The 12,592-nt window shown below is 70.1% G+C and carries 11 protein-coding genes; 4 read left to right on the top strand and 7 right to left on the bottom strand.

Annotated features, from left to right (window positions below; genetic code table 11):
- Window positions 1-81: 81 nt before the first annotated feature.
- Window positions 82-984, top strand: a complete 903-nt coding sequence (locus ACQEU8_RS33590) for a hypothetical protein (protein WP_433107865.1) — start codon at window positions 82-84, stop codon at window positions 982-984.
- A 155-nt stretch (window positions 985-1,139) separates the two neighbouring features.
- On the opposite strand, the gene ACQEU8_RS33585 is transcribed toward ACQEU8_RS33590, so the two are convergent.
- From ACQEU8_RS33585 to ACQEU8_RS33575, 3 genes are all read right to left on the bottom strand, one after another.
- Complete coding sequence (locus ACQEU8_RS33585; protein WP_433107863.1) at window positions 1,140-1,355, bottom strand: DUF397 domain-containing protein; 216 nt, start codon at window positions 1,353-1,355, stop codon at window positions 1,140-1,142.
- Between the two features lie 240 nt (window positions 1,356-1,595).
- Window positions 1,596-2,456, bottom strand: coding sequence for a helix-turn-helix domain-containing protein (locus ACQEU8_RS33580; RefSeq protein ID WP_433107861.1), 861 nt, complete (start codon window positions 2,454-2,456; stop codon window positions 1,596-1,598).
- A 343-nt stretch (window positions 2,457-2,799) separates the two neighbouring features.
- On the bottom strand, window positions 2,800-3,579 hold the full coding sequence (locus tag ACQEU8_RS33575; RefSeq protein ID WP_433107859.1) for a GOLPH3/VPS74 family protein: 780 nt from the start codon (window positions 3,577-3,579) through the stop codon (window positions 2,800-2,802).
- Between the two features lie 193 nt (window positions 3,580-3,772).
- Here ACQEU8_RS33575 and ACQEU8_RS33570 point away from each other — a divergent pair, with 193 nt between their 5' ends.
- Together ACQEU8_RS33570 and ACQEU8_RS33565 are read left to right on the top strand one after the other, a co-directional pair.
- Window positions 3,773-6,577, top strand: a complete 2,805-nt coding sequence (locus ACQEU8_RS33570; RefSeq protein WP_433107857.1) for a serine hydrolase — start codon at window positions 3,773-3,775, stop codon at window positions 6,575-6,577.
- A 396-nt stretch (window positions 6,578-6,973) separates the two neighbouring features.
- The gene (locus ACQEU8_RS33565; protein ID WP_433107855.1) at window positions 6,974-8,842 is read left to right on the top strand and encodes an MFS transporter; all 1,869 of its coding nucleotides are present in this window, start codon (window positions 6,974-6,976) and stop codon (window positions 8,840-8,842) included.
- A 54-nt stretch (window positions 8,843-8,896) separates the two neighbouring features.
- Here ACQEU8_RS33565 and ACQEU8_RS33560 read toward each other — a convergent pair whose 3' ends face one another.
- Both ACQEU8_RS33560 and ACQEU8_RS33555 read right to left on the bottom strand, forming a co-directional pair.
- Window positions 8,897-9,289: a VOC family protein gene (locus ACQEU8_RS33560; protein WP_433107853.1), complete on the bottom strand. Its 393-nt coding sequence runs from the start codon at window positions 9,287-9,289 to the stop codon at window positions 8,897-8,899.
- Window positions 9,290-9,402: 113 nt separating this feature from the next.
- Complete coding sequence (locus ACQEU8_RS33555) at window positions 9,403-10,062, bottom strand: TetR/AcrR family transcriptional regulator (RefSeq protein WP_433107851.1); 660 nt, start codon at window positions 10,060-10,062, stop codon at window positions 9,403-9,405.
- 177 nt (window positions 10,063-10,239) lie between these two features.
- Between ACQEU8_RS33555 and ACQEU8_RS33550 the strand changes: the two genes are divergently transcribed.
- Window positions 10,240-11,088, top strand: coding sequence for an NAD(P)H-binding protein (locus ACQEU8_RS33550; RefSeq protein WP_433107849.1), 849 nt, complete (start codon window positions 10,240-10,242; stop codon window positions 11,086-11,088).
- A 78-nt stretch (window positions 11,089-11,166) separates the two neighbouring features.
- On the opposite strand, the gene ACQEU8_RS33545 is transcribed toward ACQEU8_RS33550, so the two are convergent.
- Both ACQEU8_RS33545 and ACQEU8_RS33540 read right to left on the bottom strand, forming a co-directional pair.
- Entirely contained in the window at window positions 11,167-11,571 is a 405-nt protein-coding gene (locus ACQEU8_RS33545; RefSeq protein WP_433107847.1) for a VOC family protein, read from the bottom strand.
- A gap of 265 nt (window positions 11,572-11,836) precedes the next feature.
- Complete coding sequence (locus tag ACQEU8_RS33540; RefSeq protein WP_433107845.1) at window positions 11,837-12,454, bottom strand: flavoprotein; 618 nt, start codon at window positions 12,452-12,454, stop codon at window positions 11,837-11,839.
- Window positions 12,455-12,592 lie beyond the last annotated feature (138 nt).

The following is a 12,592-nucleotide window of genomic DNA, read 5'->3' as shown; positions in this document are numbered from 1 at the left end:
CCGGGGTCTCGGATTCTGACGCCCAGTCAGGTAGACCGGTCGGAGACACCGTACGGGAGCCGACGAGCCGGAGGAACCCCGATGGAGACCCCGACCGACCCAGCGACCGACCCAGCGACCGAGCCGACGACCGGAACACCTGCCGAACCACCCGCTGACACCCACGCCGGCTACGCCGAACTGGCCTCCGTCGGCCCCTACGGAGTGCGCCCCGGGCACGCCCTCATCACGATGGTGGAACCGCACCCGGGCCATGAGTACGCGTACAACCGCTGGTACGAGGACGACCACTACATCGCGGGCGCCATGGCCATGCCCTGGATCTACGCGGGCCGCCGCTGGGTGGCCACCCGGGACCTCCAACTGCTGCGCTATCCGGCCGAGTCCGCTGTCGCGCAGCCGGTCACCACGGGGTGCTATCTGTCGACGTACTGGATCACCGAGGGGCGCTACGGCGAACACATGCGGTGGACCGTCGCCATCAACAAGCGTCTCAACCGCGACGGGCGCGTCTACCGCGACCGCACCCATGTCTTTACAAGCTTCCAGGACCACCAGACCACCGTCTACCGCGACGGCGCCGCCGGTCCCCGCGACCACCACGCACTCGACCACCCCTACCAGGGCCTGGTGCTCCAGGTCGTCGACGCGGCCGGCCCCGGCGAGCGGGCCGAATTACTGGAGTGGCTGCGAGCCCGCCACCTCCCGTCCCGTCTCAAGGACTCTCCGGCCGCCATGGTCACCGTCTTCCGTCCCACCCCGCTGCCCGTCGACCGGATGTCGTACGTGAAGCAGGTGGAGGGAACCGGCACCCGGCTGACCCTGCTGTGGTTTCTCCAAGAGGACCCGCGCGAGAGCTGGGAGGCATGTTTCACGGGCCTGGACGAAGCCGTCGCCGACTCCGGGCTGGGGAGGACGGAACTGGTCGCGCCCTTCATCCCGACGATCCCGGGCACGGACACCTATGTGGACCAGCTCCGCTGAGACGACCGGCTGCACTGAGCGTTGGCGGCAGAGCCGAGCCCCCTCGGCCGGGACGGCGGACCAGTCGAGAGGGCTCTTGTGTCACTGGTGCGTCACCGGGCGGCACTTCGGGGGCGTGCCACCGCCGACGCCATACGGATTTCCGGCGCGCGGCCTCAGGCCTGACGGATACCGGACTCCCCGGCGCCGACCTGGGTCACGAACGCGCCCCATGCCTCCGGCCGGAAGCTGAGCGCGGGACCCTGCGGCTCTTTCGAGTCACGCACCGCCACCGTGCGCACTGCCGGTGATTTCACCTCCACGCAGGCACCGTTGCCGGTCGAGTAGCTGGACTTGGTCCACGCGTGGGTGTTTCCCTGCTGAATCGGCATGTCTGCTCCGGTTGTTCCGGGTTGTCTCCTGACGTGTGAACGACATTACGCGGCGATTCGGGCGCACGAAGGAGCCGTTCACTCAACCGGATGGCATATTCCAAGCAGCTCTTCACATCGCGGTGTGCTGCGGTGTAACCTTCCCGCCTTTTTCGGCATCCTCTTCCGGCACATGCCAGACGGCCCGGCGATTGCCGGGCCGTCACAGTTCCGCGGTGCTTTCTTCCCAGCCCCGGCGTCTCAGCCGCGGGCGTACTCCTTGGCCACGGTCTCGATGAACTCCCGGGTCTGGTCCGGGTTCAGCGCCTGCGCCCGCAGATGCTCATACATGACGCTGTAGTTCTGCACGTCGTTGGCCTTCTCCAGATAGAGGTCGCTGGTGACCCCCTCCAGGTAGATGACGGTCGAGTCCGTGGCCTCCGGGAACTCGAGAATGGCGTACTGCCCGTTCACCCCCGGGTGCGCGCCCATCGAGAACGGCATCACCTGGAGCGTCACATGGGGCTGCTGCGACATCTCGTTGAGGTATTCGAGCTGCTCGGCCATCGTGTGCTTACCGCCCACCTCGCGGCGCAGCACCGACTCGTCCAGCACCGCCCACAGCCGCAGCGGGTTGCGTTCGTCCTTGATGCGTTCCTGGCGGCGCATACGCACCTGTACCCGCCGCTCGATGTCCGCCGCCGTGGCCTCCGGCAGCGCGCCGGCGACGACGGCTTCCGCGTACGGCTGCGTCTGCAAAAGCCCCGGCACGACCTGGGGTTCGTAGACGCGCAGCGAGGCGGCGTCGGTCTCCAGGCCGATGTAGACGCTGTAGGGGATGTCGCCGAACGCGTGCCACCACCCCTGCTGGCGCGATTCCTTCGCCATCTGCATCAGGGAGTCGACTATCCGCCGGTCCTCGACCTCGTAGACCCCGCACAGATCGCGTACGTCCCGCTGGCTGATGCTGCGCCTGCCGTTCTCCAGCCTGCTGATCTTCGACTGGGACACCAGCAGCCGGTCCGCGACCTCCTCGGCCGTCATGTTCCGTTGCTCGCGCAGGCGGCGCAATTCCTGGCCCAGTCGGCGACGCCGGACTGTGGGGTTGACGTTCGACGCCACGGGACCGCACCTCCGTGTAAGTACGACTACTCCAGCAGATTGCCACCAACATGTGCGCTCGCGCTGGAAAATGGCAACAGAGAGTGCGGGGTTGAGTACAGCAGTTGCCAAAAACCGCACGCGCGGGATGCGAATCCGGCCGTTGTTCCCAACGGCCGGATTCGCATCCCGCCCATGCGTTCCGCTTCCTGCCCGGCGACCCGACGGCACTCCCGGCAGTCGACGCACGCCGCCGCTCAGCCACGCGCGTAGTGCTCTGCGCGTACGTGCCGAGCGTGGGGCGCGGCCCGTACTCGCGTGGTGCGCGGTGTCCGTGTGTGCTGCCGGGAACCGTGCGGGACGGTCAGCGTGCTCCTGCCCGGACCATGCCGCCCGCCATGTGCCGCGTCTGCTCCGACACGTGCCGTGCCGGACCGGTAGCGGACGCCGTCGCCCGAGTTGCCGAACGTCCCGAAGAGGGTCCGCTCGGCGCACCCGCCTGGGCCCGCCGCGGCTGCGCACCGACACCGTTCTGCACGTCCATCACCGCGTGTGCGACGAGGCCGCCCATCGGGTCGTGCCTGATCAGGTCCCGCAGCCGGGAACGGCACGACCGTCCCTCGTTACCGGGGTAGAGATGCTTGCCGAGACCGACCGCATGGGCCAGCGCGGCGAGCGCCGCAGTCCGCGGGTCCGGTGGTACGCCGGTGCGGATCGCGGTGTCGAGCCGGGCCCTGATCTCCCGGCTGATGGCCGTCTCCGTCGCCTGGTAGCGCGTCGTCGGCAGTACTCCGCACATCTGGCCGGAAACGGCGTGCACCATGCCGCACCGCTCCAGATGTGTGAGATAGGTTTGGCGCAGCCCCAATCGGGGCCCGCCGATCCAGTGGACAGCGCGCACCGGACTGCCGCGCCTGCGCAGCAGTTCCAATGCGGAGTCCAGGGTCGGATCTCCGGTCGGCCGTGGCAGTACCACGGCGATACGATCCCCATCAGGGGCTATCCGTCCTGCCAGAGCCAGCTCCACTAGCTGTGCTCCGGCCAGGCCGAGGTCAAGCGACTGCGGCTGCGCCGTGGTACCCGTGGCCGGGTCCAGGGCGAGCAACAGAAGCTCCTCGGGAATTGTTCTGCGGCTCCTGCCCATCCATGCCTCCCCGCGTGGATGAATGACAGGGTGACCCCTCTCACAATGGTCTGTCGAGAGTGCACGGTCGTTATGGGCGGGAACCAGTAGGTATGTCGTTCTCGTCTGCCGCTGGGGAGGCCGCTGAGGCAGCCCTCCGGGGGAGCGCCGCCACGCCGGTGGCGCCCTCGGTGCAAGGACACTGTTAACTGGTATGGCGAGCGGCGAGCAGCAGCATCAGGAGGCATTGGTGGCGGGCGAATCCCCCGACAGGTCGGAGCGGGAGAGGTCGTCGGGGGAGACGACGGGGAGCGGCGGGACGGTTGCACGCCCCGACGAGACGGCCGAAAAGGAAGGGTCGAACACCTCCGGGACCCGGAACGGCCAGAACGGCTCCGGTACGGCGACCCAGGACGCGAAGTCCTCGAAGATCCCCGCTCCCGCGTCCCCCGCGGGCGAGCCGGACGAGCCGGCGGACCCGGACGAGACGGCAGACGCGGCAGAGATGTCGGACGAGGCAGCGGCGGACGAGGCACCCGAGAGCGACCGGCGCGAGTCGGGCGAGGGCGGCGAGGAACGGGCCGAGGGCGACGACGGTGACGAGCGGCTGAAGTCGGCCGTGGCCGCCTGGGTCGCGGGCGACGGCACCCCGGCGGGCCCTGAGGGCGTCGACGGCGCCGAGGACGCGAAGACCCCTGAGAGTGACGGCAAGAGCGACGGCGACGGCAAGAGCGCGGGCGAGGACGCCGGAGGGACCAGCATGGGCGCTGCCTCCACGGACCTCCCCGTCCGGCCGAAGCCGGCGGAGGCCGGGGCCGACTCCGACTCCGACGCGGACTCCGACGCCGGTGCCGGTGCCGAGTCCGACAGCGGGTCCGGCAAGGACGCGGGGAAGGGCGCAGAGAGGGGCGCCGAGCCGGCCCCGCAGGGTGACGCGCCCACCGCGATGTTCGGGGTCGTACGGCGCGAGAGCGACCGTTCGGGCAAGGACGACGACACCGCGGCGGCCGACCGCGCCGAGCGCCTGACCTCGGCGTTCTTCGGTGCGCCCAAGGACACCAAGGACGCCAAGGGCACCGACGAGGACGAGAAGTCCGACCCGGACAGCAGCGCCGGTTCCGGCACCAAGGCGAAGCCCGCCGTCGATCAGCCGACAGCGGTCTTCCGCACCACCGACGTCAAGCGGGACGCCGGCGGCACGGGCAAGGACGGTGCGAGCGGGAAGTCGGCGAAGCCCGAAGAGGGCGAGAAGCCGGAAGCGCCCGAAAAGTCAGAAAAGAGCGAGAAGCAGAAGAAGTCGGAAGAGCCCGGGAGAAAGGGTTCAGCCACTCCCTCCGGCGCTCCCGACCCCCGGAAGCTGGACGACCTGGGCGGCCAGAAGGGCAGCCGGGGCGGCCAGAAGGACGACCGAAGCGCTCCCAAGGGCGGCTCCGGCCCGGACAAGGGCAGCAGCGCGGAGTCGGACGCCGAGCGGACCAGCCAGTTCGTCCCCCTCCGGTCCGCCGACGAGCCGCGTACCCCTGCCAAGTCGGGCACACCGGCAGCGGCAGCGCCCACGGCACCCGACAAGCCCGCGTCGGCGCCCTCGGCGCCGCCCGCGAACCCGTGGTCGTCGGCCCCGCCGCGCCCCACGGGTGCCCCACAGGCCCCGCCGGAGGCGCCCGGTGCCGCCGAGAGCGAGCCGGAGCGTACGCGGCAGCAGCCGATGCCGGGCAGTCCGGAGGCGGACGGCGCCGGTCAGCAGCCGCAGCCGCTGGATCTGCTGGCGCAGCTCACCAACAGCCCGCCGCCGCCCGAGACACCGCTGCGGACGATCACCCGACGGGTGAAGATCTGGACGCCGCTGGTGCTCCTGCTCGCGGTGGTCTTCGTCGTCGTGCAGGCGGTGCGTCCGCTGCCGAACCCCGAGCTGTCGATGACGGCTGCCGGAACGTACACGTTCGAGGGCTCCAAGCCGTCGATGCCCTGGCCCTCGGAGGGGCAGGCCGTGATCGACGTGGCCGGGCTGGGGTCGTTCGGCTCGTACGGCAAGCAGAAGCCGGTGCCGATCGCCAGCGTTGCGAAGGTGATGACGGCCTACGTCATCCTGCGTGACCACCCGGTGAAGAAGGGGTCGAAGGGCAAGATGATCCCCGTCGACCAGAAGGCCGAGGAAGAGGCCGGGCTGAGCGCGCAGAACGAGTCGACCGTGAACGTCAAGGCGGGTCAGAAGATCTCGCAGCGGGAAGCGATGGATGCGATCATGATCGCATCCGCGAACAACGTGGCGCGGCTGCTGGCGCGTTGGGACGCGGGCTCGGAGAAGGCGTTCGTGAAGAAGATGAACGCCGCCGCCAAGGATCTGGGCATGACCAACTCCCACTACACCGACCCCAGCGGTCTGACGGCTTCGACGGTCAGCACCGCGGCCGACCAGGTCAAGCTGGGCAAGAAGGTGATGGAGAGCCCGCTGTTCCGCGAGGTCGTGCGGCAGCCGCAGTACGAGGACACCAACGGCAAGACGCAGCCGAACTGGAACCGGCTGGTCCCGATGGACGGCGTCGTCGGCATCAAGACGGGCACGACGACCAAGGCGGGCGGCAATCTGCTGTTCGCGGCCGAGAAGGAGATCGGCGGCACCAAGCAGCTGATCATCGGCGCCGTGCTCGGGCAGTACGAGCCATCGATCCTGGACACCGTGCTGGCCGCCAGCAAGAAGCTGATCGACGCCGGTCAGGACGCGCTGACGGCCAAGAAGGTGGTCAAGAAGGGCCAGGTCGTCGGCTATGTCGACGACCAGCTGGGCGGCAAGACCCCCGTCGTGGCCACGAAGGACGTGACGGCCGTGGGCTGGCCGGGCCTGAAGGTCGAGCTGGAGCTGACCGACAACGGCAAGGCCATTCCGCACAAGGCCGGTCCCGGCACCAAGGTCGGCACCCTCACCGCAGGGGACGGGCCGGGCCAGGTGAAGGTCCCCGTCGCCGTCCAGGACGACCTCACCGAGCCCGGGTTCGGGGACAAGCTGACCCGCGTCGGCTGAACCTTTCGGCCCCGCGCCGCGTCCCCCGTTCCGTCGGCATGTCCGGCTCACGGCTCGCCCGAGCGCCCCGCGCCCCCCGCTCGCCCAACGGCGAGCTGCGGGGCGCGGGGCGGCGGCGAGCTCGGGGGTGTCGTCCGGTAACGTCATGCGGATCCTGAGCCGCACATCCGTACGGGAGGACGGGGAGAGAGCGCAGTGGCCACTGTGCACCCACCGCGGACGCCGGAGTCGGATCCTGACCCCGGCGCCGGTGAGATAGCCGGAAGCCCGGGCGACAACGCCACGGGCCCCGTTCGCGCACCCCTGCCCGGCCAACGCCAGGGGAGGAAGCGGCCGAGGACGGACGTTTCGGCGGACGATGCGGCTGAAGCGGATGCCGACGCAGCAGAAGACGCTATGGAAGCAGACGCCGCAGCGGACGGTGCCGCCGACGCCGAAGGTCTCGTCGGATCCGGCGTTGCCGCCGAAGGTGCCGGACCGGCAGTCGGCGAAGGTGCCGACAAGACAGGGCGCCGGGGCGTGGTGTCCTCGCCGCTGATCGTCGTCGGCATCACGCTGGCGGTCGCGGGGGTCCTGCATCTGCTGTGGCTCTGGCTGCTGGCCAGCGGGGGCGGGGATCTGGCCGCGCAGGACGCCTGGGCCGAGTTCGCGGGGCAGCACCCGGGTTCCGCGTACAACCTCGCCTGGTACGGCGGGCTGCATCCGTTCTCGTACAGCGCCATCTCGCCCTACCTGATGGCCGTGATCGGTGTCCGTACGACGCTGATCATCTCCGGGGTGCTCTCGGCGGGACTGCTGTCGCTGCTTCTCGCACGGACGGTGCCCAAGCCGCTGCTGCCCTCGCTGTGGGGCGCCTTCGCCTTCGCGTGCAACGCTGCCTCCGGGCGGGTCACCTTCGCGCTGGGCGTGCTGTTCGGGCTGGGTGCCGTCGCCGTGGTGTGGACGTGGCCCGCGCGCTGGCGGGGTGGGCGCGCCAGCCGGCTCGCGCGCTATCTGCGGGCGGCGCTCGCTGTGCTGCTGGCGGCGCTCGCCACCGCGGCCAGTCCTGTCGCCGGGCTGTTCCTCGAAGTTGTGGCGGCTTCGCTGCTGCTGGCGCGCAGGCCCGCTGCTATGTTCGCGGTCGCTCTGCCGCCGCCGGCCGTCGTGGCCTGCTCGGCGCTGCTCTTCCCGTTCACGGGTGTGCAGCCGATGCCGTTCGTATCGCTGATCTTCCCCGTGCTGGGCGCCGTCGCGGTCGCACTGCTCGTCCCCAAGACGTGGATGGCCGTGCGGGTGGGCGGTGCCATATACGCCCTGGGGATTGTGCTGACCTGGGCGATACCTTCGCAGGTCGGCTCGAACGTGGAACGGCTCGGGCTGTTGTTCGGCGGGGTGGCGCTGCTGGCTGCGGTGCCGATCGTGGTGGGGACCGGGTGGCGGCCCTGGAAGTCCCGCCGCGGGCTGGCCATGGCGCTGGCACTGCTGGTGACCTTCGGCTGGCAGATCGGCAAGCCCACCTGGGACGTGCTCTACACGACGCCGGACACCGACTGGTCCCGCGAGTTGAAGCCGCTGCTCGCCCAGCTCCGCAAGGCCGACGCGGACCGGGCGCGGGTCGAGGTCGTCCCCGTCAACAGCCACCGGGAGGCCTCGGCGCTGGCTCCGTACGTCAATCTCGCCCGCGGCTGGAACCGGCAGGCCGACCTGGAGCGCAACCCGCTCTTCTACGAGGAGAACCTCAGCTCCGAGCGCTACTACGCGTGGCTGCGCCGCTGGGCCGTGCACTACGTCGTCCTCCCCGCCGACCCGCCCGACATACCGGGCGGCGTTGCCGAGGCGAAGCTGGTGGGGGAGGGCCAGCCGTATCTGAAGGAGGTCTGGTCCGACGACAGCTGGCGGCTCTTCCGGGTCAAGGACCCGGTGCCGATGGTCGACGCCTCGGCGTCCGTGCAGCGCGCCGACGCGGAGAGCGTGACCGTGCGCGTACGGGAGAGCGGGCGGGTGCTGGTGCGGGTGCCGTACTCGCCGTGGCTCGGGCTGGTCGACAAGGACGGGGAGCGGCTGGCGCCGCCCACCCAGTACGGCGGCAACGTCAACGGCTGTCTGCGCAAGGCCGAACCGACGTTCGGAGGCCCGCCGCCGGAGGGCAAGGACAAGCCGGTGCTGGACACCTGGACGGAGCTGGACGCGCCGCGCCCGGGCGTCTACCGCATCGCGGCCCCCTACAAGCTGCCGCGCGGCACACCGTGCCCCGAAGGGCCGGACGACGGCGGCAAGGGGGACTGAGGGACTGCGGCGAGGACTCCTTGTGAGGGCTGTGAGGGCTCGCCGCGAGGGTGCTCAGGAGGGCTCTTCGCCGCCGTAGTGGCGGGTGATGATCTCCAGCACATGCCCGTCAGGGTCCGTCCAGTAGACGCCGCGGCCCCCGTCGTTGTGGTTGATCTCGCCGGGGCGGGTGCGCCCGGGGTCGGCGTAGTAGGTGAGTCCCGCCTCCTTGATCCGGCCGAAGACGGCGTCGAACTCCTCCTCTGAGACGAGGAAGGCGTAGTGCTGCGGCGTGACCGGATTCTCCCCGGCGTCGGCGAAATCCAGAGCCACGTCGTTGGCGGTGACGACCGGCAGGAACGGTCCGTACTGCGGTCGCACCTGAAGCCCCAGCAGACCGGCGAGGAACTCCGCGGAGCGCCTCTTGTCGCTGGCGTACACGATCGTGTGGTTCAGCTGGATCGACATGGGTGCCTCCTCTGCCGGGACGGATTAGTGCCTCCTCTGGCCCGGTTCAACGGTGGCAGTGGACGGTGTCTTCCCCGTGTCGTCGTCTTCCGCGTGTCGTCGGGAGTGTCCTCTCAGCCGAGGCGGCGGACGATCCGGCGCAGCTGTTCGGTGTAGAACTCCCGGAATTCGGGCGACTGCGGGTCCATGCCCACGACCGAGCGGACCAGGTGCGGCGTCACCACAGGTGCGGCGACCGCGCCCATCAGCAGCAGGAGGACGGCGCCCGTGTCGAGCTCCTCCGCGATTTCTCCGGCGGCCTTGCGGCGGTCGAGGTCCGACAGGTCCTCGCGTCCGGTCTCCGGACCACTGCCGGTCAGCCCCACCCAGGCGTTCAGCCGGGAGCCGCGGGGGTCGTCGAGGGCTTCGTGCAGATAGTGCGCCATCACCTCGTCCAGCGGGGCGTCCGGCTTGTTGAACGACTCCTCGCGCTCGGTCCAGCGTCGGCTCAGCTCGTTCCAGAGCCCTTCCTTGCCGCCGAAGTAGTAGGCGATCAGCTGCTTGTTGAGCCCTGCCCGGTCGGCGATGTCCTGCACCCGTGCCCCGGCGAACCCTTTGGCGGCGAACTCGTCCAGCGCCGCTTCCAGCAGCCGTCGGCAGGAGCGCTCCGGGTCGAGTTTGCGGGCTTCCGGGCGGGGCGTACGGCGCGGGGAGCGCGCATCGGCGGACGCGGGGCGCGCGTCGGAAGCCTCGTCGGAAGTCGCGTCGGGAGAGGGGCCGGGGTTGTCGCTCACGGCGTCCAGCGTAACGGCTGCTCGCGCATCTTCATCTATCTGGTTGACTTCTTCATCCGGCTGGTTGAAAGTTGCCATCCTGAGCGTGCCGGCGCAGTGGGCGCCGCCGCGCCAAAACCATCACGCACTCGCACGTGAACCCGCGTGCCAGGAAGCAACGTTGCAATGGAGAACAGCATGATTCTGGTGACCGGAGCGACCGGGAACGTCGGCCGTCCGCTCGTCGCCCGTCTGACCGCCGAGGGACACAAGGTCCGCGGACTGACGAGGAACCCGGACCGCGCCCGGCTGCCCGACGGTGCGACACCGGTGGCGGCCGACGATCTGAACGCCGCGCTGGACGGTGTCTCCGCCGTCTTCCTGAACCCCGCCGCCTTCTGGGGCGGCGCCGGTGAACTGCTGCGGATCGCGGCCGAGCGGGGGGTGGGCCGGGTGGTGACCCTCTCGTCGTCCTCGGTCGTCGCCTCGTCCCTGCCCATGAACCCGGACAACCCCATCGCGGAGCATCACCGGGCACTGGAGGGCGAGGTGGAGGCCGCGGCGGCGGCAGCCGGTATGGAGTGCACGCATGTGCGGCCCGGCATGTTCGCCACCAACACCCTCGCGTGGGCGGACGCACTGCGGCGGGACGGCGTGCTGCGGGCCGCCCACGCCCGTGCGCACGCTGCGCCCATCCATGAGGACGACATCGCGGACGTCGCCGCCCTCGCGCTGACCGGGGCACTGGGGGCAGGTCCCACCCCCGTACTGACGGGCCCCGAGTCGCTGACCCAGGCCGATCAGCTGAGCCTCATCGCGGAGGCCACAGGGCGGGAGTTGCGGTTCGACGAGATCCCGCAGGAGGAGGCCCGCGCGGACATGATCGCTGCCGGTACTCCCGCGGGGATCGCCGATGCGCTGCTCGACCTCGCTGCTGTCTCGGTCGACGTTCCCGCCGAGGTCTCCCCGGGCGTCGAGCAGCTCACCGGCAGGCCCGGGCGCACCTTCGCGCAGTGGGCCCGGGACCATGCGGAGGACTTCCGCTGAGGCGGTGACGGCGGGAGCCGCACCGGCGGCCTCCGGCCGGCCGACAGCCGTGGGCGGCAGCGGCTGCCGGCGGGCCGGTCAGCCCTCGAGGGCCGCCGGGTCCATCCACATGACCTCCCAGATGTGGCCGTCCGGGTCGGTGAAGGAGCGCCCGTACATCGGGCCCTCCTCCTGCGGATCGCCGTGCGCCCCGCCGCCCGCGGCCAGCGCGGCGTCCACCAGCTGGTCGACGTCCTCACGGCTGTCGCCCGACAGCGCGACCAGCACCTCACTGGACTGCGCGGTGTCGGGGATCTCCCGCTTCGAGAAGGACTTGAAGAACGGCTCGACCAGCAGCATCACGAAGATGTCCTCGCTGACGACCATGCAGGTGGCGTTCTCGTCCGTGAACTGCGGGTTGAACGAGAAGCCGCACTTGGTGAAGAAGTCGACGCTGCGGTCCAGGTCCTTCACCGGCAGGTTGACGAAGATCTTCCGGGACATGAGGTCCTCTTCTCTGCGCTCTGCTGCGCGTACTGACGGTCGGTCTATGTCATGGGTTATGGGCTTTCGCTTTCTTACAGGGGGCGAAAGGCTCCACGCAGTAGTAGACCGGACCCGTTGCCAGAACTCATCGCTTGTACGGAAAGATTTCTTGCCACTTCTGCACGGTGACGCCTCAGTACGTCACCGCGTCAGCTCCGCCAGCTCCGCGGGTTTGCCCGTCACTGTGGAAGCGATCAGCCGGTTGACCCCGGGCAGTCCACGGTCACCCCGCGTCGTCGAGGCGGGGTGCCCGCGCCTCTCCGGCGCCCTCTCCGGCGTCCTCCGCGGCGGCTTCCCTGGCGTCTGCCACGGCTTCGGCCGTGGCCCGCAGTGCTTGCCCCCATGGGAAGGCGTCAGGGCGGCCCTCGCCCGGGGCGTTCGGCACGAAGCCGCCCTCGCCGTACAGCACCCGTACGTCGGACCGGCGCAGCGTCTCCAGGGAGTGCGCGAACTGGGGGTGGCGGGCGTAGGCGGCGTTCACGCACGGCATCGTCACCAGTGGGATGCCCTTGCCGATCGCCTCGGCGGCGAAACCGACGATGAACTTCTCCGTGATTCCGAGCGCCCACTGGTTGACGGTGTTGAACGTGGCGGGTGCCATCAGTGCCGCTGTTGCGGGTGGCCAGGCGTCGGACTGTCCGGGCAGCTTGTAGCGGGACCGGACCGGGTGCCCGGACTGCTGCTCCAGTGCGGGCAGTTGGTCCGCCAGCCAGTGCGCGGCGGTGGGGGTGAGCCCCAGACACACGTCCCAGCCCGCGCGTTGGGCGTCGTCGACGACATCGGCAATCCGCAGCACAGGTGGTGCCGCGCAACCGAGCAGATACAGGACGGATGAGGCCATACGCGCATCCCACCACGAAGCCTGCGGCTGCCGCGTCTTCGCTTCTCACACCGCGCTGCGCCCCTTTTCACACCGTGCCGCGCCTGTGCAACTCGATGGAACCCGATCGGGTGGTGCTCCCGTCCGAAAAGCATCGCT

The sequence above is a fragment of the Streptomyces sp. CA-250714 genome, assembly GCF_050936705.1.
GTDB lineage: Bacteria > Actinomycetota > Actinomycetes > Streptomycetales > Streptomycetaceae > Streptomyces.
This window is presented reverse-complemented; position numbering and strand designations above follow the sequence as displayed.